Raw genomic sequence first — 21,577 nt, 5'->3', positions numbered from 1 at the left:
GAAGTCGATGTAACGTCGACGTCATGGACGAACCGGTCGGTAGGTCCTGGATTCGAGGGGCGAGGATGAGGTGACGCGGCACGGACCGGTCACCGCAACCAGGGGCTCACAGGAGTCAGGCGCGGCTATCATTCGGCAACCGGTTGTCGAACCGGTCGCTGGACGACACAGGTGGCAGCGCAGGGGTCGGCACGGGGTCGGCACCGGCGACCGCACCGCCCTCCCCCACGCACCGAAAGCTCAGTAACCGATTTCTAGAGCAGGCCCATCCGGGCCCTGCGACACCGACCCGACGCGCCCGGCCCAGACGCCCTCTCCCACCCTCGCGTCACCGCCCCCACCCGTCCGTCTCCTGCACAACGTGGGCGCACCCGGTCCGTTGACCCGTGAACGAGCCGCCCGCACACCGGCGGCGGCGCGTCGATTGACCGCCGCTTCCTGCCGGATCTACGGTAGAAGGCGCTTTCTGAAAATGTTTCCGTCCGCTTGTTTCCGCCACTGCTCCAGGAGAGTCATGCCCAGCCCCCAGCTGCCGCGGGCCGTGTTCGCGATGGACCCGGTGCACCTTCCGCTGCTGTTCCCTCCGCCGCTCATGGCCCGGCTGAGGCGTACGGCCGACATCGACCCCGCGCTCGTCGTACGGGACTTCGCCGATCCGGCCGCGGCCGACACCCTCGCCACGGCCGAGTTCCTGATCACCGGCTGGGGCTGTCCGCACCTGGACGCCGGTGTCCTGGCCGCGGCCCCCAAGCTGGGTGCCGTCCTGCACGCCGCGGGCTCGGTGCGCTCCCTGGTCGGCGAGGCGCTGTGGGAACGCGGCGTCACCGTCTCCAGCGCGGTGACCGGCAACGCCGTTCCGGTCGCGGAGTACACGCTCGCGATGATCCTGCTGTGCGGCAAGGACGCCTTCGACCACCGCGAGAGCTACCGCCGCAGCCACACCTATCCGGGCCCCGCCGAGACCGCCGCCACCGGCAACCTCGGCCGCCGCGTCGGCGTCATCGGCGCCTCCCGCGTGGGCCGTCGGCTGCTGGAACTGCTGCGGCCCTTCGACCTGACCGTCCTGCTGCACGACCCGTACGTGTCCCCCGCCGAGGCCGCCGCCCTCGGCGCCGAGCCGCTGTCGCTGGAGGACCTGCTCAGGCACAGCGACATCGTGAGCCTGCACGCCCCCGTCATCCCCGAGACCCATCACATGCTCGACCGCGACCGGCTCTCCCTCATCCGGGACGGCGGCGTCCTGATCAACACCGCCCGCGGTGCCCTGGTCGACCACGAGGCACTCACCGACGAGCTGGTCTCCGGCCGGCTGCACGCGGTCCTCGACGTCACCGAACCCGAGCCGCTGCCCGCCGGTTCCCCGCTGTACCAGCTGCCCAACGTCTTCCTCACCCCGCACATCGCCGGCTCGCTCGGCAACGAGCTGGAACGGCTCGGCGCCATCGTCGTCGACGAGCTGGAACGCCTGGTCGCGGGCCTGCCGCCGGTCCACGAGGTGCGGCACGCGGATCTCGCCCGGGTCGCCTGATCCCCGTTGTCCACAGGCTCTCCAGGCTGGAGTAACGATGGGATACGGTTTCCGCACCGGCGCGGGGCGGGGCCCCGGCCACCGGTGGGATCGGGCCACTACGTCGAAGGAGCCGCAACGGTGAGTCAGCGCAAGGCACCGGGCGACGCCGGGCGGGCGACCATCCGTGACGTGGCCGAACGCGCGGGTGTCTCCGTGGCCAGCGTCTCGCGGGTGCTGTCCGGCAACTATCCGGTGTCGGAGGAGCTGCGCCGCAAGGTGATGAAGGTCGTCCGCGACCTGGACTACGTCACCAACGCCCACGCCCGCTCCCTGGCCGGCGGCGGCACGCCCACGGTCGCGATCCTCATCAACAACATCACCGGCGCCGCGTTCGCCCACGTCGCCAAGGGGGTCGAGGGGGCCGCCACGCTGCGCGGCTGGCTCTCCCTGGTCGGCACCACCGGCGACGACCCCGAACGCGAACTGGCCCTGGTCAACCTCATGCGCCAGCAGGGAGTCGCCGCGGTGGTGCTGCTCGGCGGCGCCTACGACTACGACGAGTACCAGCTGCGCATGGCCCGTTTCGCCCGCTCCCTGGACGCGGCCGGCTCGCACCTCGTCCTGGTCGGCAGGCCGCCCCTGGAGGGCGACGTCCCGGCGACGACGGTCGACTACGACAACGAGGGCGGCGCCTACGCCATGGCCAGCCATCTGCTGTCGGCCGGCCACCGGCGCGTTCTCGTCCTGCCGGGGCACGCCGAACTCAGCACCGCTCAGGGCCGGTTGAGAGGAGCGCGGCGGGCCTTCGAGGCGTACGGGGTGCCGTTCGACCCGGGCATGGTGCGGCACGGGCCGTACGACTACGAGCACGGCTACGAGGCCGTCGAGGCGGCCCTGCGCGAAACGCCGGACTTCACCGCCGTGCTCGCCGGGACCGACGTGGTCGCCGCGGGCGCCATGCAGGCCCTGCGCGCGGCGGGCCTGCGGGTGCCCGAGGACGTCTCGATCGTCGGCTACGACGACATTCCGCTCGCCTCCCAGCTCACGCCCCAACTCACCACCGTGCACGTGCCGTACGAGGAGATGGGCCGGGTCGCGCTGCGCGCGGTGGCCGACCGGCGCGAGGGCGGTGCCGGCCGCCGCAGGAGCGGGGACGGCGAGCATCTCGTGCTGGGCACCCATGTCGTCGTCCGCAACTCCGTGCAGCCACCCGCCCGGCGCGGGTAACGCGCTGCGATCGTTACGTAAACGGTTTCACCACGTCGTGGGCGGTCGCCCGCGTGTCGCCGGACCTTCTGCCCCGGCACTCCTCCGGCCCTCGCAGGCAGGCGTCTGACCTGCGGCGACATCGACTTTGTGCGGCCCGCCGAACACTCCTCGGACGCGTCGCCTCACGGACGATCCGCCGTAACAAATTTTTCCGCACCTCTTGATATGGGCGCACGCCTCGCCTACCGTCCCAGCAACCGCTTACTACAGCTTCTGCTTGGCCCTACCCCCCGCAACCGCGAGCCGACGGTTTCCGGCCGCCGTTCCTGGCCAGCACCGAGCCGCCGTCCTGTCGTTCTGAGAACTCTGAGAACGCCTATTCCGAAGGATCACGGTCAGATGAACTCCCTCAGCCCCCGGAGAAGGTTCGCCTCCGCCGCCGTCGCGGGTATCGCGCTCACCGGTCTGCTCTCCGCCTGCGGCGGGTCCGATTCGGGCGACGAAGCGTCCAAGCCGTCCGGCCCCGTCACCCTCGACTTCTGGGGCTGGGCGAACGGCCAGGAGGCGGTCGTCAAGGCGTTCAACGCCTCGCACAAGGACGTCAAGCTGAAGTACACGAAGGTGACCGACCAGCTGACCATGCAGAAGCAGCTGACGAACGCCGTCAAGGCCGGCAACGCGCCCTGCCTGCTGCAGAACACCGGCGAGTACGTCACCAGCTGGGTCTCGCAGGGCGCGCTCGCCGACATCACCCCGTACGTCGAGTCCAGCAAGGACAAGTTCAACCCCGGCTCGTGGGCGGTCGGCCAGGTCCAGGGCAAGGTCTACGGCGTGCCCACCGCCTCGGCGCCCGCCTTCACCATCTACCGCACGGACATCTTCGAGAAGTACGGCCTGAAGGCGCCCGCCACCTGGGACGACTTCATCGCCGCGGGCAAGGTGCTGAAGAAGCACAACATCAAGATCACCAACTACGCCGGTGAGGACCCGAGCACCCTGGAAGTCCTCGCCATGCAGGCCGGTGCCAACTGGTACAGCATCGAGGGCAACGCCTGGAAGGTGAACTTCCAGGACGAGGGCACCCTGAAGGCGGCCAAGGTGATCCAGGAGATCATCGACAACGACCTGAACTCCAAGCTCTCCTTCGCCGACTACGCGGCCGTGCAGCGCAATTACGACAACGGCGGCACGGCGACCCGGCAGATCTCCACCTGGCAGATGTCCGGCATGGTGCAGAACTTCACCAAGTCCTTCGGCGACTGGGCGCTCGCCCCGTGGCCGGCCTTCGAGGGCGAGGCGCCGCGCACCCCGGCCGGGACCAACCAGAGCGGCAACCTGACGCTGGTGAGCGAGCAGTGCAAGCACAAGGAGCAGGCCGCAGAGGCGGCGCTGTGGATGTCCACCGACCCCGGGGCGGTGAAGACCATGGCGAGCCCGGAGACCGGCAGCGGTGTGATGCCGGCGCTGGCCGACAGCGAGTCGTACGTGTCCGAGGCGATCTCCGAGAAGCTGCTCGGCAAGAACTACGAGCCGGCCAAGAAGGTCGTGACCGACAGCCTGAGCACGATCAGGACCGGCTGGACCTTCGGCCCGAACTGGACCGCGATGTTCACGCAGATGCAGGACGAGTGGGCCAAGGTCGTCAGCAAGAAGCAGAAGGTCACCGACCTGCTCGCGCACATGCAGCAGTGGACGGTCGACGACCTGAAGCAGCGCGGCATCAACGTCAAGGGCTGAGGCTGACCCGATGATTCGCTCACTGCGCTGGAAGGGTGCCGCGTTCACGGTGCCCTTCCAGCTCGGCTTCCTCTTCCTCTACCTGCTGCCGATCGGCTACGCGGTCTACCAGTCGCTGTTCCTGCAGCAGCAGTCCGGGCTCGGTCTCGGCGGTGCGACCACGAAGTTCGTCGGGCTGGACAACTACGAGCAGGGCCTGACCGACTCGGCGTTCATGACCTCGATCCTGAGGGTCGTGCTGTTCGCCTGCGTGCAGATCCCGTTCATGCTGCTCATCAGCCTGGTCCTGGCGCTCTTCCTGGACGCGGTCACCGCGAGGGCCGCCGGCCGGTTCCGGATCCTGCTGCTGGTCCCGTACATGATCCCCGGGGTGGTCGCGGCCATCGTGTGGATCAACCTGTACAGCCCCGACGTCGGTCCTCTCACGCCGCTCGGCGACCTGTTCGGGTTCGACTGGAACTTCTTCGCGCCCTCCATGGTGTGGCCGGCCATCGGCAACCTGCTGACCTGGCACGGCATCGGCTACAACATGGTGATCATCTACGCGGCCCTGCAGGGCGTGCCCCGGGAGCTGTTCGAGGCCGCGCGGCTGGACGGCGCCTCGGAGTGGCGGATCGCGCTGAGCATCAAGATCCCGTTCGTGCGCGGGGCACTCGTCCTGACCGCGCTGCTGTCGATCATCCAGATGCTGCAGATCTTCAACGAGCCCGCGCTGTTCCGGAACGTGACCCCGCAGACGGTCAGCGACAGCTTCACCCCGATCATGATCATCTACAACCAGGCGTTCAACGCCGGCAACTACCACTACGCCGCGGCCCTGTCGGTGCTGCTCGCCCTGATCCTCGGTGTCGCGTCCTTCCTCTTCTACCGGCTGACCTCGAGGGAGGCGGACTGATGGCCCTGACGGAAAACCGTAAGGAAAACGGCGTGGAAACCGCCGCCGGGCCGTCTCGCACGGGCACCGTGCGGCGGCTCACCCGGCCGGACGCGGCCGCGCGTTCCCGGGGCGCTCAGCGTTTCCTCCTCCTCGGTCTGGTCCTGGCCAGCGTCTACAGCCTGTTCCCGGTGTGGTGGCTGATCGTCGCCGCGACCAAGGACCGCGTGGGCCTGTACCAGAGCAACGGGCTGTGGTTCTCCGGCTGGCACCTGTGGGACAACGTCCAGCAGGTCTTCACCTACGACGACGGCATCTTCCTGCGGTGGACCGCCAACTCGTTCCTGTACGCCGGTGTCGGCTCGCTCGGCGGCACCCTGGTCGCCCTCGCCACGGGCTACGGCCTGGCCCGCTTCGACTTCCCCGGCCGGGGCGTGGTGTTCGCCTGCGTGGTGGGCTCCTTCCTCATCCCCATCGCCCTGCTCACCCTGCCGCTGTACCTGCTGTTCTCGGCGATCGGGCTGGTCGACACCCCCTGGGCGATGCTGATCCCCTGCCTGATCAACCCCTTCAGCGTGTATCTGGCCAAGGTCTACACCGAGGCCACGATCCCGTTCGAACTGCTGGAGGCGGCCCGTATCGACGGCGCCGGTGAGCTGAGGATCTTCTTCAGCATCGTGCTGCGGATGATGACCACGGGCGGCGCGACGGTGTTCCTGCTCGCCTTCGTCAACACCTGGAACGCCTTCTTCCTCCCGCTGACCGTGCTGCGGGGCGAGGAGAACTGGACGCTCAACCTGGGGCTGTACAACTGGACCGGCAAACGCCTGGAGTCGGGTGTCGACGTGACGAGTCTGGTCCTGACGGGCGCGCTGCTGTCCATCATCCCGATGGCGATCATGATGGTGGCGATGCGCAGGTACTGGCGGACCGGGGTGACGCTGGGGGCGCTCAAGTGACGGCACCCGCGCGGGTTCCGCCGTCCTCGACTCCCTGGTGGCCGCGGGTGACCCTGACTCCCCGCGGCCCCCAGGTGATCCACCCTTCGGCGATCCACCCTTCCGGAGTCCCGACGTGACCGTCCTGCACAATCCCGTCCTGCGCGGCTTCGCCCCCGACCCGTCACTGGTGCGGGTCGGCGAGTGGTACTACGTGGCGACGAGCTCCTTCGAGTGGTTCCCCACCATCCCGATCCACCGCTCCCGCGACCTGGCCCACTGGGAGTACGCGGGCCACGTCCGGGGCGCGGCCCCCGGCGACTCGCTGGCCGGTGTGCCCGACTCGGGCGGCATCTGGGCACCGTCGCTGAGCTGGGACGGGGAACGGTTCTGGGTGACGTACTCCATCGTGCGCTCCGTGGGCACGCCGTACTTCGACGCGGACACGTACGTCTCCACGGCCAGGGACGTGAGCGGGACGTGGAGCGCTCCGCGCCGGGTCGCGAGCCACGGTTTCGACCCGGCCCTCTTCCACGAGGCGGGCCGCCTGTGGCTGCTCAACCTCCAGAACGACCACCGCCCGGGCGGACAGCGCTTCGCCGGGATCGTCGCCACGGAACTGGACCGGGACACGCTGACACCCGTCGGTGACACCCACCTGCTGCTCCAGCACGACCGGCTCGTCGAGGGGCCGAAGCTGCTGCGCCGCGACGGCTGGTACTACCTGGTCCTCGCCGAGGGCGGCACGGGGTGGGAGCACGGGGTGCGGGTGGCGCGGGGCCGTGCGCTGACCGGCCCGTACGAGCTGGACGAACACCCTCTGCTGACCACCCGGGACGACCCCGGTGTGCCGTTGCAGAAGGCCGGGCACGGGGAGCTGGTCGAGACGCCGGACGGGACGTGGGTGCTGAGCCATCTGACGGCCCGTCCCCTGCGCACACCGCACGGCCGCCGCTGCACCCTCGGCCGGGAGACCGCGATCCAGGCGGTCGTCTGGGACGCGGACGGCTGGCCCCGGCTGCGGCAGGGGGGCCGGCACCCCGCGGTCGAGGTCGAGGTACCGACAGCAGTCGTGCCACTGTCAGCCCTGCCCCTGTCGTCGGACATCCCGCCCGAGGGACTGTCGTGGCCGTGGAGCACCCTGCGCGAACCGGTGGATCCCTCATGGGCGGACACGAGCAGCCGGCCGGGCTGGATCCGGTTGCGTGGCCGGCACGGTCCCGAGTCGCGCTGGGCGCACAGCCTGCTGGCGCGGCGCGTCACCGAGCACCACGCGGAGGCCGAGGTCACCGTCGAGGCACGGCCGTCCACCTTCACCCAGGCCGCGGGACTGGTGCTCTGGTACAACACCGAGGCCTATCTCAGTCTGGACGTGACCTGGGCTGAGCCCGAGGGCGAGCCGCAGCGCGGACAGCAGTGGCGGGGTGAGGGCCGTACGGTGCTCAGTCTGGTGGAACGCGAGGAGTCGGCCGCGCGGCAGGTCGCCGTCGTCGACGTCGGGACGACGAAGGTCACCCTCGGTGTCACGGTCGACGGCACCGCCGCTCGTTTCTGGTACGCGGCAGACGGTATACGGACGACAGTCGGCCCCACACTGGACATCAGCCACCTGTCCGACGACCACGGCTCACGCCTGCGCTTCACCGGCACACTGGTCGGCATCCACGCGATGGATCTCGTCGACGCGGCGTGGACGGCGGACTTCACCGGCTTTCGTCTGGCGTGTACGCCGACGTGACCGGCGTAGCCGCATCCGGTGTCGGGGCCTGGGCGATGTAACGGCGGAACCCCTGGGCCAGGGGCGTGAAGCCGCACGCTTCGTAGAAGGTGTGGACGTAGGCGTCGTCGGCCGCCAGCAGCTGCGCCTTGTAGCAGCCGGCCGACTCGGCCAGTTCCACGGCCGCATCCATCAGTCGACGTCCGACGCCGCGCCGCTGGAAGGAGCCGGACACCACGACGTTCTCCACGAAGAGGATGGGCCGGCCGCCGCGGGTGAGGTTCGGCAGGACCACGCAGTCCGCCGTACCGACCACGCCGCCACCGGTCTCGGCCACCAGGACGGTCCGTCCCTGCTGCCTGGATATGGCGGCCCAGATGGCGTCCGCGAACGCCCGGGGCAACGGCGCGTCGTCCGGGTTCAACTCACTGTAGAGGCTCAGCACCGCAGGCAGGTCCGCCTCGGCTGCCGCCCGCACCGTGATCGTCATGCGCCGAGCCTAGAGCGAGCACCACAGCCCGCGTCACTGAGGCTGATCGGCCGCCTCACTGCGGTTGATCAGCCGCCTCACTGCGGTTGATCGCATCGATTCCCGACTGTTCGAGGTTTCGAAAGTTTTGCCCGATGGAATCCCGTGGATTCCTCTGACTTCCCGCCGTGTTGAGCCAGACCTAGAGTAGGAAGCGCTTTCTGTCATTCTGGTCGGCTCGTTCGCCTGGACCGCGGAAGGCAGCGCTGGTCGAAACTTTCCACGGCCCTCGGGCGGGCCGGAGAGGTGGGTTCCCGATGGTCCGTACGGGGAGTGCGAGCGTGGCGGCCGGTCCGACGCTGGCGGTCGTGGCCCGCGAGGCGGGTGTGTCCGTGCCGACCGCGTCGAAGGTCGTCAACGGGCGGGAGGACGTGGCACCCGAGACCCGTCGGCGTGTCACCGAGGCGCTGGACCGGCTCGGTTACGTCCGCAGACCCCGTTTCGACGCGGCGAAGGCGCCCAGACTCGTCGACCTCGTCGTGCACTCGCTGGAGACTTCCTGGCCGGGTGCGGTGCTGCACGGCGTGGAGGAGGCGGCGCACGACGCGGGCCTGGAGGTCGTCGTCTCCGCGGCCCTGACCCGGAGCCGGGGCGGGCGCCCGGAACGCGGCTGGCTGGACAAGCTGGTCGCGCGCGGCTCGTCCGGGGTGCTGTTCAGCCTGGCCGAGCTGAGCGAGTCGCAGTACGCCTGGCTGGAGCAGCACCGCATCCCGTTCGTGATGATCGACCCGGTCCTCGAACCGCCGCCCGGGGTGGTGTCGGTGGGCGCGGCGAACTGGCAGGGCGGGGTGACGGCGACCGAGCATCTGCTGGCGCTGGGCCACGAGCGGATCGCCGTCGTCGCCGGTCACCGGCACACCATGAGCAGCAGCGCGCGGGTCGCCGGTTACCGCTCGGCCCTGGCCTCGGCGGGTGTGCGGCACCGCGCCGAGTACGTCCGGCACGCCGGTTTCGACGAGGCGGTGGCGCGCCGCCGCATGGGCGAACTCCTCGACCTGCCCGAGCCGCCGACGGCCGTGTTCGTCTGCTCGGACCGTATGGCGCTCGGGGTGTACGAGGCGCTGGCCGAGCGGGCGTTGACGGTCCCGGACGACATCAGCGTGGTCGGTTTCGACGACCTGCCGGAGGCCCGCTGGGTCACCCCGGCCCTGACCACCGTCCGCCAGCCGCTGTCGGAGATGGCGGCCACGGCGTTGCGTCTGCTGGTGCGGATGATGGACGGCAGCCGCCCCGAGGGCACCCGTACCGAACTCTCCACCCGCCTGGTCGAACGGGCGAGCACGGCCCCGCCGCGCGCCTGAGTGCCCCAGCCGCGCCGGGCGGCGCGCCGCTGCCCGGAACACCAAGAGCCCTGCTCCGACAGTCCGTTCGAGGGTCCGCGGGGTTCCTGGTGCGTGGGACCCGGCACCTGGTAGGCCCGGGGCTGTCGGCGGCGGTCGTCGGCAGCCCCGCGTGCGGCGGTCCAACACGCCCTCCCAGACGGAGTGGGCCGGTCCGGTGGAATGAGCAGGCGGCGACGGGGTGTTGGGAGTGAGTGCCCGAGTCCCCCGCCGCCCCAGTGCGGCCGTACTCCACGGAAGGACGTACCGGTCATGACGCGCGACGAGCGCACGATCACCAATCCGGCCACCCTTCACGACCCGACACCGTTCGGCTACAGCCACGCCGTCTCGGCTCCCGGCGAACTCGTCTTCATCGGCGGCCAGTACGCCTCCGACGACACCGGTACCCCGGTGCCGGGCGACTTCGCCACCCAGGTCGCACTGGCCTTCGACCGGCTGCGGTCGGCGCTGGAGGGAGTCGGTCTCGGCTTCGAACACGTCGTCCGCCTCGGTACGTTCATCGTCGACCACGACCTCGACAAGCTGGACGTCCTCGGCAAGGAACTCCACGCACGCTTCGGTGACCGGCTGCCGGCCCAGACCCTGAGCGGCGTCGCCTCCCTCGCACTGCCGGGGATGCTGTTCGAGGTGGACGCGGTCGCCGTACGGCCCGTCCAAGTCCGCTAAACGGCCGCCGCCCAGCTGATCCCGCCCCGCAGGTGGGCCCGGAAGTCGGGGTCCTCGTACGCCTCCGGGGCGTGGCCGAGGGCGGTGTAGAAGACGCGGCCGGCGCCCTGTGCGCGGCACCACACCAGCGGATGGTCGTCGCCCATGGCGCCGCCGTCGTACGACGACTCGTCGGCGCGGGCGAGGACGCGGACGGTGCCGCGGGGGTTGGTGCGGAAGTCGTACCACTCGTCGGTGAAGTCCCAGACGGCGGGCAGGTGCCGGGTCGCCGGGTGGTCGCGGTCCTCGATGAGGGCCTTGCCGGGCTGGTAGAGCGGGTGTCCGGCGAAGCGGGCGCCGAGGAGTTCGCCGTAGTACGGCCAGTCGTACTCGGTGCAGGCCGCCGCGTGCACGCCGACGAAGCCGCCGCCCGACTCGACGTACGCCGCGAGCCGCTCCCGGCCGGCCGGGGTCAGCACCTCGCCGCTGGTGGAGAGGAAGACCACGGCCGCGTACCCGTCCAGGGGCTTTTCGAGGGCCGCGGGGTCCTCGGTGGCGTCGGTCTCGAAGGCGCCGAGGGTGCGCAGGGCGGCGATCCCGGCGGGTATCGAGTCGTGCCGGTAGGCGGTGGTGCGGGTGTAGACGAGGAGTCGGGGCGCCATGCCGCCGACCCTATGCCGACGGTGGGCGGAGTCCCAGGGGAGTGATCAGGCCCGAAAATTTCGGAATCACCGCTGGTCGTCACCCGCCGGCGTCCGCGTCGTTGTCGGGGGCTCCGTCACCGGCCGGAGGCAGGTCGCCGCGTTCGACGGGCCCGGTCGCGGCGGAGGCGGGCGGCAGGAGGCTGTCGAGTTCGGCACCGGACGGGCGGCGCACGGCTCGGGCCGCCTGGCGCAGGACGTCGCGCTGGACTCCTTCACCGGTGATGCGTACGGCATGGCCCTTCTTCGGCACGGCGTACTCGCGTTGTCCGCCGCCGCTGCGGTACCAGGCCGCACCGTCGCGCTCGCAGGTGGTCCGCGTCCCGGACGCCCCGCCGACCGGCTGCCGCGGACAGCTCTCGGCGGTCATCGTGCCCCGGTCGACGCGCAGGTGGAGCTGCCCGCCACCCTGCTCTGGGACGTACGTCGCGGAGAAACCGTCGCCGCCGTACACGCCGACGGACTGCTGGGCGAGGGTGGGAATCCGCCGATCCTCCTCCCCCGGAGTGCCCGCCGGTTCCCCCACCGCTTCACCGTCTTCCCGAAATCGCCCACCTGCACCGCCAGTTGAGTGACAATGCGCGCATGACCGATGACTGGCAGCAACAGATCCACGCGCTCCACGAAGAGTTGGTCCGCCGGGACGACCCCGCCGCCTGGGTGCGGGAGGCCGACGCGGTGGACGCCTCCCGGCGTTATCCCTACCTGGCGATGCGCGGGCCGGTCTTCGGGATCGCCGCACAGGATCCGGCCGAGGGGCCGGCCTGGCGGCTGCTGAAGCCGGTGGTGGACGGCATGCCGCAGATGGCCCGGGACGGGCTGAACTCGCACCTGTGGTTCACCGCGAAGGACGGTACCGACGACCCGGCCGTCCGGCGTGAACTGCTGGCGGCCGTGTCGGTGCTGGAGCGGGAGCCGGTGAACGAGGTGGAGGCGTGCGGGGTGCGCTACCGGGTGGTGCGCGGGGACGAGTTCGCGCGCATGAACGACGACGGGCTGGAGCCGCCCCGGCCCACCGACCCGGAGCCGGTGGAGCGGTCGTGGGACAGGCGGGCGAAGGACTCCCCGTCCCCGGACGTCGGCTTCGCCCTCGACCCGGCCCGCTCGGACGGCCTGCTCGCGGGCGCCATGAAGATGGGGCTGCGCGACTTCGCGTACACGGGTTCCCGTTTCCCCTCCGGCGTACGGGCGGACTCCGAGCGGGCGGTGGCCACGCACCCGGAGGTCGTGCTGCTGCCGACCGGCTTCGCGGTGGTCGAGCGCGACGAGCACGGCTGGCAGCCGCGTGGCGTCCTGACGGCCACCCCGCACGACGCCCGCCGCCTGCTCTACAACGGCATGTCCGAGATCTGGGCGATGCTGTACCAGTACGACGACGCCACGAAGGCCCGGTACGCGAAGGCCGCCGAGGAGTACCGGGCGCTCGACCGCGCCGACGAGTACCGCGTCGACGACCGTCTGTTCCGGATCTGCCGCGTCGAACGCATGGTCCGGATGGGCCCCGACGGTCCGGAGATGCCGCGGCCCTCGGACGTCGACGAGTACGGCCCGATGAAGATGCACCCGACGATGGACGAGGACGGGACCATCCACTTCGGGACGGCGTAGCCACCCGCTCCGGCCCCGCTCCGGCTCCGGCGTAGCCTCCGCCGCGATGAACACCGTTCCCCCGCTGCTGGACAGCCCTGTCCGATCAAGCCCTGTCCGATTCCTTCAAGACCGGCCGCCGCGGCCCTGCCTACGGTGGCCGCATGACCGCACGATTCGATGCCATCGGCCTGGTCGTCTCCGACATGGCCGCCTCCGTCACCTTCTACCGTCGCCTCGGGTTCGCCTTCCCCGAGGGCTCCGAGGAGCAGCCGCACGTCGAGGCCGAACTGCCCGGCGGGCTGCGGCTGCTGCTCGACACCGAGGAGACCGTCCGGTCCTTCCACGCCGGGTGGCAGCCGCCCTCCGGAGGGAGCCGGGCCTCGCTGGCCCTGCGGTGTGACAGCCCCGGTGAGGTGGACGCCCTGTACGAGGAGCTGGTGGGCGCCGGGTACCACGGTGAGCTCAAGCCCTGGGACGCCTTCTGGGGGCAGCGGTACGCCACCCTGCACGACCCGGACGGCAACGGCGTGGACCCGTTCGCGCCGCTAGCGGGCCAGTAGGTCCCGCAGTCGCAGTCCCGTCAACTCCCGTACGTCCCGCGCCAGGTGGGCCTGGTCCGCGTAACCGGACCGGACCGCCGTGTCCGCGAAGGGCACACCCGAGCGGGCCAGCGTGAGGGCCCGTCGCAGCCGCAGCACGCGGGCCAGCGTCTTGGGGCCGTACCCGAACGCCACCAGGGAGCGGCGGTGCAACTGGCGGGCGCTGAGGCCGAGTTCGTCGGCCGTCGCGGCGACGGGGCGGCCGGCGGACAGCCCCGAGACGACCTGCCGCAGCAGCGGGTCGGGCGGGTCGGTCTCGGCCGCCCGCCGCAGCACCAGTTCCTCCAGGCCGGCCGCCGGGTCGGGGGCCGCGTCGACGCGGGCGGTGAGACGCCGGACGTCCGAGGCGGGCCACAGGTCCGCGAGCGGCACACGGCGGTCGCGCAGTTCGTGGGCGGGTACGCCGAGCAGGGCGGGCGCGGTTCCGGGGTAGAGGCGGACACCGGCCCAGGTGGTGGGACCGCCCTCGGTGACGTGCGCGCGCGTGTCGGGGCCCGCGACCAGCAGCCGCCCCTCGTGCCACAGCAGGTCCATGCAGCCGTCGGGCAGCACCCGGCCCGGGCCGGGCCCGGACAGGGTGTTGGTCCACACGACGGCACCTGCCAGCCGCGACGCCCGTTCCGCGTACATGTACGCCAGCTTTCCACGGCGGCGTACGGCTTGCCACGGAGGCATACGGCCTGCCACGGCTGGCGGGCGATCGCGCCGATCGTATTCGTCGGTGTCGCGCAGCCGGTCGGCGGCCAGGGCCAGTCGCCAGCCGGTGAGGTACGCCATCGGGGGCTCGCCGACGAACTCGGTGAACCGGCGGGCCAGGGCCGCCCGGGACACCCCGGCCTTGGCGGCCAGCGCCGCGATCGTCCACGGGTGGGCGGGGTCGTCCTGGACCAGGCGCAGGACCCGGCCCACGACCGGGTCGGCCAGCGCCCGGTACCAGGCGGGTGGCTCCGCCTCGGGGCGGGCGAACCAGGCCCGCAGTGCGGCGATCACCAGCAGGTCCAGCAGGCGGTCCAGGACGACCTCCTGGCCCGGCTCGTCGCGGACGATCTCCGCCATGAGGTACGGCGTGAGCGAGCAGTCCCACACGTCGGAGGTGAAGGTGATCAGGGGCGGCAGCACGTCCAGCAGCCGGCCCCGGCTGCTGACCTGGGGCGAGGCCGTCGCCGAGATCGCGAAGGCGACGGGGCGTGAGCTGACGTACCGGTCCGTGCCCGCGCGCGCGTATGGCGAGCGGCTGCTCGGCTTCGGGGTGCCGCCCGAGGAGGTGGACTGGCTGGTCGGGCTGTTCGAGGAGCTCCTGGACGGCCGCAACGCCCACCTGTCGGACGGTGTGCGGCAGGTCCTCGGCCGCGAGCCGCGCGACTTCACGGACTACGCGCACCAGACGGCAGCGGAGGGCGTCTGGAAGGGCTGAGCGCCGGCGCTCACTGCTCGGCGGGCGGCTCCTCGCCCCCGTTGCCCGGCGCGCTCTTCACCTGCGTGTCCTTCATGTGCGCACCCTTCATATGCGCGCTTTTCGCATGCGTGCTCTTGACGTGCGTCCGCAGCCGCGCCGTGACGTCCTCCGGCGGCAGGAAGCGCGACCAGCGCTCGGGGAACTCGGAGGGCATGTCGGGGTCGGCCTCCCCGGCGGCCGCGGCGCGGGCCACGTACTCGGCGACCTGCGCCTGCCGCAGCCGCTCGTTGGCCTCGCGGGCCGCGGCCGTGGCGGCGGCCGGCCAGACCCGGTCGATGGCGGCGTTGACGGCGGCCCCGACGAGCACGGCGAACGCGGACACGCCGATCCACAGCAGCACGGCGACGGGCGCGGCCAGCGAGCCGTAGATGGTCGGGCCCTCGACCGTGCTGGTCAGGTAGATCCGCAGCAGGAAGCTGCCGAGCACCCACATGCCGAGGGCGACCAGCGCGCCCGGCACGTCCTCGATCCACGGGGAGCGCACGGGGACGGACACGTGGTACAGCGTGGTCAGGAAGGCGATCGACAGCAGGATGACGACCGGCCAGTACAGGACCTGGACCACCGTCGTCGACCACGGCACGATCCGCACCACCGCGTCCGGCCCGGCCACCATCAGCGGCAGCGCGACCGAGCCGATCAGCAGGGCCACGATGAACAGCAGGAAGGCGAGCAGGCGGGTCTTGACGATGCCGCGGACGCCGTCGAGGCCGTACATCACGGTGATGGTGTCGATGAAGACGTTCACCGCGCGGGAGCCGGACCACAGGGCGAACAGGAAGCCGATGGAGATGACGTCGGGCCGGCCGCCCTTGATCACGTCCCGCAGGATCGGCTCGGCGATCTCCCTGACGCCCCGGTCGGAGAGCACCGTGCGGGAGGCCTCCAGGATGTTGGTCTGCAGGCTCTCGATGGTGTCGGCGCCGGTCCAGGCGTCGACGTAGCCGAGCAGGCCGATCATGCTCAGCAGCAGTGGCGGCACGGACAGCAGCGTGAAGAACGCGGCCTCGGCGGCCAGGCCCAGGATGCGGTACTCCATGCAGGAGTTGACGGTGTCCTTGAGCAACAGCCAGGCGGTCCTGCGTTTGGAGACGTTCCGGTAGAGGGCTCGGGCCCGGTGGAGGCGGCCGGAAGGCCTGTCGGGGGTTTCACTTGCTGGCTGCACGCCCTAAAGGTATCCGTCGTGCCTGGTCGCACTCACCCTCAGGTCTGCTCGTCCTGTCGTGGTGACCCATGCCGTACCGCGGGGTAGGTTCGCAGACATGGCAGGCACCACCCACACCGTGACGAACCAGCCGCCGCCGCTGGTCGGATACGACGTCTTCACCGCCGACCGGGCCCTGGTGGCGGCGGTCGAACGGCACCTGGACCCCGACGTGCTCGACGAGGGCCTGGCGGAGCTGTCGGCGCTCGGCCGGACCTCCGGCTCCCTCCAGGCTCAGGAGTGGGGTGCGCAGGCCAACGAGAACCCGCCCCGGCTGCGCACGCACGACCGCTTCGGCCACCGCGTCGACGAGGTCGACTTCCATCCGGCCTGGCACCGGCTGCTCGGCAAGGGCGTCTCGGCCGGTCTGACCTCGGCCTGGACACGACCGGGCGGGCATGTGCGGCGGGCCGCCGCCTTCCTGGTGTGGAGCCAGGTCGAGGCCGGCAACGGCTGCCCGCTGTCGATGACGCACGCGGCGGTGCCCGCCCTGCGCACGGACCCGGACCTGGCCGCCGAGTGGGAGCCGCTGCTGACGTCGACGGTGTACGACCGTGGCCTCAGGCCCGCCCACCAGAAGGCCGGTGCGCTGTTCGGGATGGGCATGACGGAGAAGCAGGGCGGCAGCGACGTACGCGCGAACACCACGACCGCCCGGCCGCTCGCCGAGGCGGGCACGTACGAGCTGACCGGGCACAAGTGGTTCTGCTCGGCGCCGATGTCGGACGGGTTCCTGGTCCTCGCCCAGGCGCCGGAGGGGCTGACGTGCTTCCTGGTGCCGAGGGTGCTGTCGGACGGCTCGCGCAACGTGTTCCTCATCCAGCGGCTCAAGGACAAGCTGGGCAACCGGTCCAACGCCTCCGCCGAGGTCGAGTTCGACGGGACCTGGGCGCGCCGGGTCGGCGAGGAGGGGCGCGGGGTGCGCACCATCATCGAAATGGTGGCGGCGACCCGGCTGGACTGTGTGCTGGGCTCGGCGGGGCTGATGCGGCAGGCCGTCGCCCAGGCCGTGCACCACTGCACGTACCGCGAGGCGTTCGGCGGGAAGCTCGTCGACAAGCCGCTGATGCGCAACGTCCTCGCCGATCTCGCGATCGAGTCGGAGGCGGCGACGACGCTGGCGCTGCGGCTGGCCGCCGCGTACGACGACGGCGGCGAGCAGGAGCGGGCGCTGCTGCGGATCGCGGTGCCGGCGGCCAAGTACTGGGTGACCAAGCGCTGCGCGCCGGTCGCGGTGGAGGCGTCCGAGTGCCTGGGCGGCAACGGGTACGTCGAAGAGTCCGGGATGCCCCGGCTGGTGCGCGAGTCGCCGCTCAACTCGATCTGGGAGGGCGCGGGCAACGTCCAGGCGCTGGACGTGCTGCGGGCACTGCGGCGGGAACCGCGGGCGCTGGACGCCTATCTGCGGGAGGTCGGGCAGGCGCGCGGCGCCGACCACCGCCTCGACGGCGCCATCAAGAACCTGCTGACCGAACTCGCCGATCTGGAAGGCGTCGAGGGGCGCGCGCGGCGGCTCGTGGAACGGCTCGCGCTGGTGCTCCAGGGCGCGCTGCTCGTGCGGTACGCGCCCCCTGAGGTCGCCGACGCGTTCTGCGCGGCCCGCCTGGGCGGCGACGGCGGCGCGGCCTTCGGCACGCTGCCCCACACGCTGGATCTGGCCTCGGTGGTGGAGCGGGCCCGGCCCGTCTCCTGACCCGGCGTTCGGCCTGTCCGTCGGGGTGCGGGGGTGGTGCTGCGCCGACACGGCACCACCCCCGCGGCACTGGCCCGTGAGAGCCGTGAACGCCGCTCAGGACGGCGTCGCTCAAGTTTCAACCAGGGCCGGGCCGACCACCAGGGTTGCAAAGGGTTGCAACTTGCTGATGACTGTGTGCTGACTGTGCGCACGCGTCCCGGGCAGACGGCACTATGAGACGGACAGTCAGAACGGACTTCGGGGGGCAGATGAACGTGATGCAGCTCGCCGCCGTCGACACGGCGCGGGCGGCCCGGGTACTCAGCGAGGTCCGCTCCGCCACCCTCTCCGGGCAGCGCGCGCCGGTGGCGCCCCGCCCGGTGATCGGCCAGTCCTGGGAGCGGATGCTGCGCAGCGGTGTCGATCCGGACCACGACTTCAGATCCGGGTTGCTGTCCCGTGAGGAGGTGCAGCGGCGGCGCGAGACGTCGGTGCTGCGGCATGTGCTGCCGGTGCTGCGGGAGGGGCTGCTGTCGGTCGCGGACGTCGCCCACCACATCATGGTGGTCGCCGACGAGGAGGGCCGGGTGCTGTGGCGGGAGGGCAGCGCGCCGGTGCTGCGCAAGGCCGACGGGCTCGGTTTCGAACTCGGCGCGGACTGGCGGGAGGACGTCGTCGGCACCAACGGCGTGGGCACTCCGGCGGTGGTGCGCCGGCCCGTCCAGGTCTTCGCCTCCGAGCACTTCGTGCGCTCGCACACCACCTGGACCTGCGCCGGAGCGCCCCTGACGGATCCGCGGGACGGCCGGCTGATCGGCGTCGTGGACATCAGCGGGCCGGTGCAGACCATGCACCCGGCCACGCTCGCCTGGGTGGACTCGGTGGCCAAGCTCGCCGAGGCGCGGCTGCGCGAGATGCACGTGGAGTCGCTGGAGCGGCTGCGCGCGGTGGCGGCGCCGGTGCTGGCACGACTCGGCGGGCGCGCCCTTGTGGTGGACGGGGACGGCTGGACCGCCGCGGTGACCGGGATGCCGTACACGAAGCGGATCGCGCTGCCCGGGTCGCTGTCGGCCGGCCTGAGCCGGCTGCCGGCGCTCGGGCTGTGCGCGGTGGAGCCGCTGGCCGACGGTTGGCTGGTACGGCCCGCCGACGAGCCCGGGCCGCACGGCGCCGCCCGGATCGTGCTGGACCTGAGGCAGCCGCGCCGCTGGTCGGTGCGGGTCGGCGGCAGCGCGGGCGCCTGGAGCCGCGAACTGAGCCCCCGGCACGCCGAGTTGCTGTATCTGCTGGCCGTGCACCGCTGCGGGCGCAGTGCCGCGGGCCTGGCCGAGGACGTGTTCGGCGACCCGGCGCGCACGGTGACGGTGCGCGCGGAGATGTCGAGGGTGCGGCGGTACCTCGGGGCGTTTCTGGAACACCGGCCCTATCGTTTCCGCGACGACGCGGAGGTCGAGGTGCTCCTGCCCGACCAGCCGCAGGACCTGCTTCCCCACTCGACGGCACCGGCGGTGCTGGGGCACCGGGCGTCCTCCGTCCGGATGCCCTGACGAGCGGCACACGCGCGTGCCGTCACACCCTGGCGTGCGGGGTGGCGAAGGGTGGCATCTTCCGCATATGTGCGGAGTCTTCGTCCCGGGCCCCGCCCGCCTGCCGTAGCATCCCCCTTACGGGCCACCCCACCTACTCCTTGGTCAACCCACGGATCATCAGGCGCAGTTGGCCCGCCTCGGGAGGATCGATGAAGCATCGCGGCAGACACCGCCGACGCAGGCGGGGCAGGGCGCTGCGCGCTGCCCTGGCCGGGACCGCCCTCGCACTCACCGCCGCCGCCACCATGATCAGCGCCTCGCAGGCCACGATCGCCGACGATCCCGGGGCGCTCAAGCCGCTCACCCGGTCCGCCGAGACCGCCGCCCTGGCGCTGACCGAGGACCGCGTGCCGCGGCCCTGGCTCGACCGGCTCGCCTCGGCGATGGGCCGGCCCGTCGGGGTCGGTGCCGTCCTGGCGGCCGCCGACCGCCCCCTGCGCGAGGCGGCCGACTGCTCCACCGCCGAGAGGCACGCCCTGCCCGTCGAACCGGCGGCCACGCGCGCGTACTGCTGGGACGCCGCCGACACCGAGGACCGGCGGCCCGGCGCGGTCACCACCTCCGGCGACGCGGACGACGACGGCCGCTGGGGCGGCAACCGCGTGATCCTGGCCGCCTGGAGCCACGACGACGGCCCGGCGGACGACAGCGGCGACAGCGGGACGACCGACGACGCCGCACCGACCGGCTCGCGCAGCGCATCGGCCATCGACCGGGGCCTGGCCACGGTCGCCTTCGTCGACGCGAACGACCCGGCGCGCCTCACCTCCGCCTCGGCGCTCCTCGCCGTGCCCGTCGACGGAGGCCGCGACTACCGGGGGCTCGTCTCGCCGGTGTCCGGCATGGTCTGGTACCAGGACAAGCTGCTGGTCACCGCCGGTGCGGGCGACCGGAACGCCCTGTATGTGTACGACCTGGACCGGATCCAGCGCGCCACCGTCGACGCCGCCGCCGTCGGCCGGGTGTCCGCCGGCTGGTCGGCGGGCGGCTCCCGGTTCGTCCTGCCCGCCGTCGCCACCTACCGGCTGCCCGGCGGCGCGGACGCCCCGCGGCTGGGCGGCATCTCCCTGGACCGCAGCACGGCACCCGACAGCCTGGTCGCCGGCGAGCGGGTGCCCGCGGACGCCGACCGGCCCACCCGGCTGTGGCGCTACGAGTTCAGCGCGGACCCGGCCCGCTCCGGCCTGCTCACCACCGACGGCACCGGGCACGCCCCGGCAGTCGAGGCGTACCGGACGAAGACGGCCGACGTGCGGGGCGTGCTGTCGTACGGCTCGGCCTGGTACCTCGCCCGCGCCGCCCGCACCCCGGACGGGCACGGCACGCTGTGGCGGCAGGACACCGGCGGCGCGCGGGCCACGGAGTGCGGCGCCGACGAGACCCGCCGCTGCTGGAGCGGACAGTCGGGCTCTCTCTCCTACTGGGAGGAGACCGGCGAGGTCTGGTCCCAGTCCGGGCGGATGCTCTTCGCGCTGCCGCTGGACTCGATCGACCGTTCCGCGGACTGACCTCTCGCCCCCTGGACGGGCCGCCCGTTCCCTGGACAGCCGTTCGACAGATCTGCGGGCCGGGTGGTTCCCTGACCGGCATGACCACCATCACCGTGACCACCTGGTCCCTGGAGCAGACCGCGCCGACCGACCTCGTGCCGGCCGCCGCGCCCGAGGGGGACGTCCGGATCGTCCGCTCCGAGGTGCCCTCGCCCGAGTTCAGCCGCTTCCTGTACGCCTCGGTCGGCGGTGACATCCACTGGACCGACCGGCTGAGCTGGACGTACGCGCGATGGCTGGAGCACCTGGACCGGCCCGGGGTGGAGACCTGGGTGGCCTACGACCGCGGCACACCCGCCGGGTACGTGGAGCTGGAGGCGCAGGACGAGGGGGTCGTGGAGATCGTCTACTTCGGGCTGCTCCCCGCCTTCCGGGGCCGGCGGATCGGCGGATACCTGCTGTCGTACGGCACCGCCCGCGCCTGGGACCTCGCGGAGCGCTGGCCCGAGCTGGCGCCGACGAAGCGGGTGTGGCTGCACACGTGCAGCAAGGACGGCGAGCACGCGATGGGGAACTACCAGCGCCGCGGCTTCACGCTGTTCGACACCAAGGTCGAGGAGGAGCACGAGGGGACCGCACCCGGCCCGTGGCCCGGGGCGTACCCCGACTGACCCCCGGCTGACCTGCACGGACAAGACACCTGCACGGCATGTGACCAACGCCACCCTTGTCCCACATTCCGGGACAAGGGTGTCCGCATGATGGACGAAG

Annotated in this window: 19 protein-coding genes and 2 pseudogenes; 15 read left to right on the top strand and 6 right to left on the bottom strand. The window is 71.8% G+C overall.

From position 1 onward, the window contains the following. Positions 1-514 precede the first annotated feature (514 nt). The 6 genes from ACYVMZ_RS13860 (at position 515) to ACYVMZ_RS13835 (ending at position 8,006) form a co-directional block, all read left to right on the top strand. Positions 515-1,528 (top strand): hydroxyacid dehydrogenase, encoded by a 1,014-nt coding sequence (locus tag ACYVMZ_RS13860; protein WP_461079220.1) that lies wholly within the window; start codon positions 515-517, stop codon positions 1,526-1,528. A 120-nt stretch (positions 1,529-1,648) separates the two neighbouring features. Beyond that, positions 1,649-2,737 carry a LacI family DNA-binding transcriptional regulator gene (locus ACYVMZ_RS13855; RefSeq protein ID WP_461079218.1) on the top strand — a complete coding sequence of 363 codons (1,089 nt, stop codon included), beginning with the start codon at positions 1,649-1,651 and terminating at the stop codon, positions 2,735-2,737. A 381-nt stretch (positions 2,738-3,118) separates the two neighbouring features. Further along, on the top strand, positions 3,119-4,456 hold the full coding sequence (locus ACYVMZ_RS13850; RefSeq protein ID WP_461079216.1) for an ABC transporter substrate-binding protein: 1,338 nt from the start codon (positions 3,119-3,121) through the stop codon (positions 4,454-4,456). 10 nt (positions 4,457-4,466) lie between these two features. Next, complete coding sequence (locus ACYVMZ_RS13845) at positions 4,467-5,351, top strand: carbohydrate ABC transporter permease (RefSeq protein ID WP_461079214.1); 885 nt, start codon at positions 4,467-4,469, stop codon at positions 5,349-5,351. Next, entirely contained in the window at positions 5,351-6,289 is a 939-nt protein-coding gene (locus ACYVMZ_RS13840; protein WP_461079212.1) for a carbohydrate ABC transporter permease, read from the top strand. Before ACYVMZ_RS13845 ends, ACYVMZ_RS13840 begins: the two co-directional genes overlap by 1 nt. A 115-nt stretch (positions 6,290-6,404) precedes the next feature. Further along, positions 6,405-8,006, top strand: a complete 1,602-nt coding sequence (locus ACYVMZ_RS13835) for a family 43 glycosylhydrolase (protein ID WP_461079210.1) — start codon at positions 6,405-6,407, stop codon at positions 8,004-8,006. Here the strand turns inward: ACYVMZ_RS13835 and ACYVMZ_RS13830 are convergent. Then, entirely contained in the window at positions 7,972-8,475 is a 504-nt protein-coding gene (locus ACYVMZ_RS13830) for a GNAT family N-acetyltransferase (RefSeq protein ID WP_461079208.1), read from the bottom strand. The genes ACYVMZ_RS13835 and ACYVMZ_RS13830 overlap by 35 nt on opposite strands. Before the next feature lie 296 nt (positions 8,476-8,771). Here ACYVMZ_RS13830 and ACYVMZ_RS13825 point away from each other — a divergent pair, with 296 nt between their 5' ends. Then, positions 8,772-9,815 (top strand): LacI family DNA-binding transcriptional regulator, encoded by a 1,044-nt coding sequence (locus ACYVMZ_RS13825; RefSeq protein ID WP_461079206.1) that lies wholly within the window; start codon positions 8,772-8,774, stop codon positions 9,813-9,815. Between the two features lie 291 nt (positions 9,816-10,106). After that, positions 10,107-10,523 (top strand): RidA family protein, encoded by a 417-nt coding sequence (locus tag ACYVMZ_RS13820; RefSeq protein ID WP_461079204.1) that lies wholly within the window; start codon positions 10,107-10,109, stop codon positions 10,521-10,523. Here the strand turns inward: ACYVMZ_RS13820 and ACYVMZ_RS13815 are convergent. Both ACYVMZ_RS13815 and ACYVMZ_RS13810 read right to left on the bottom strand, forming a co-directional pair. Continuing rightward, entirely contained in the window at positions 10,520-11,164 is a 645-nt protein-coding gene (locus tag ACYVMZ_RS13815; RefSeq protein WP_461079202.1) for a ThuA domain-containing protein, read from the bottom strand. The genes ACYVMZ_RS13820 and ACYVMZ_RS13815 overlap by 4 nt on opposite strands. A 79-nt stretch (positions 11,165-11,243) precedes the next feature. Next, positions 11,244-11,729 (bottom strand): hypothetical protein, encoded by a 486-nt coding sequence (locus ACYVMZ_RS13810; protein ID WP_461079200.1) that lies wholly within the window; start codon positions 11,727-11,729, stop codon positions 11,244-11,246. 59 nt (positions 11,730-11,788) lie between these two features. On the opposite strand from ACYVMZ_RS13810, the gene ACYVMZ_RS13805 reads away from it, so the two are divergent. Continuing rightward, positions 11,789-12,811 (top strand): DUF5954 family protein, encoded by a 1,023-nt coding sequence (locus tag ACYVMZ_RS13805; RefSeq protein WP_461079198.1) that lies wholly within the window; start codon positions 11,789-11,791, stop codon positions 12,809-12,811. A gap of 143 nt (positions 12,812-12,954) precedes the next feature. Further along, positions 12,955-13,353, top strand: a complete 399-nt coding sequence (locus ACYVMZ_RS13800) for a VOC family protein (protein WP_461079196.1) — start codon at positions 12,955-12,957, stop codon at positions 13,351-13,353. Here the strand turns inward: ACYVMZ_RS13800 and ACYVMZ_RS13795 are convergent. Both ACYVMZ_RS13795 and ACYVMZ_RS13790 read right to left on the bottom strand, forming a co-directional pair. Then, on the bottom strand, positions 13,339-14,022 hold the full coding sequence (locus ACYVMZ_RS13795; protein ID WP_461079571.1) for a helix-turn-helix domain-containing protein: 684 nt from the start codon (positions 14,020-14,022) through the stop codon (positions 13,339-13,341). The two genes, ACYVMZ_RS13800 and ACYVMZ_RS13795, sit on opposite strands and share 15 nt — an antisense overlap. A gap of 390 nt (positions 14,023-14,412) precedes the next feature. After that, a pseudogene (locus ACYVMZ_RS13790) lies at positions 14,413-14,562 on the bottom strand (hypothetical protein); the annotation flags it as partial. Between ACYVMZ_RS13790 and ACYVMZ_RS13785 the strand changes: the two are divergent. Then, positions 14,519-14,806: pseudogene (locus ACYVMZ_RS13785) on the top strand (NmrA family transcriptional regulator); the annotation flags it as partial. The pseudogenes ACYVMZ_RS13790 and ACYVMZ_RS13785 overlap by 44 nt on opposite strands. A 10-nt stretch (positions 14,807-14,816) precedes the next feature. Here the strand turns inward: ACYVMZ_RS13785 and ACYVMZ_RS13780 are convergent. Further along, a complete protein-coding gene (locus ACYVMZ_RS13780) occupies positions 14,817-16,013 on the bottom strand; it encodes a YihY/virulence factor BrkB family protein (protein ID WP_461079194.1) in 1,197 nt (398 codons plus the stop codon). A 97-nt stretch (positions 16,014-16,110) separates the two neighbouring features. Between ACYVMZ_RS13780 and ACYVMZ_RS13775 the strand changes: the two genes are divergently transcribed. From ACYVMZ_RS13775 to ACYVMZ_RS13760, 4 genes are all read left to right on the top strand, one after another. After that, positions 16,111-17,745 (top strand): acyl-CoA dehydrogenase family protein, encoded by a 1,635-nt coding sequence (locus tag ACYVMZ_RS13775; RefSeq protein ID WP_461079192.1) that lies wholly within the window; start codon positions 16,111-16,113, stop codon positions 17,743-17,745. A 251-nt stretch (positions 17,746-17,996) separates the two neighbouring features. Further along, complete coding sequence (locus ACYVMZ_RS13770; protein WP_461079190.1) at positions 17,997-19,274, top strand: GAF domain-containing protein; 1,278 nt, start codon at positions 17,997-17,999, stop codon at positions 19,272-19,274. 191 nt (positions 19,275-19,465) lie between these two features. Next, positions 19,466-20,824, top strand: a complete 1,359-nt coding sequence (locus tag ACYVMZ_RS13765; protein ID WP_461079188.1) for a hypothetical protein — start codon at positions 19,466-19,468, stop codon at positions 20,822-20,824. A gap of 80 nt (positions 20,825-20,904) precedes the next feature. Then, positions 20,905-21,477: a GNAT family N-acetyltransferase gene (locus ACYVMZ_RS13760; protein WP_461079186.1), complete on the top strand. Its 573-nt coding sequence runs from the start codon at positions 20,905-20,907 to the stop codon at positions 21,475-21,477. The last annotated feature ends 100 nt before the right edge of the window (positions 21,478-21,577 follow it).

This window comes from Streptomyces deserti, from assembly GCF_054782695.1.
The sequence above is the reverse complement of the archived record's forward strand: the minus strand, read 5'-3'. Positions and strand labels throughout refer to the sequence as shown.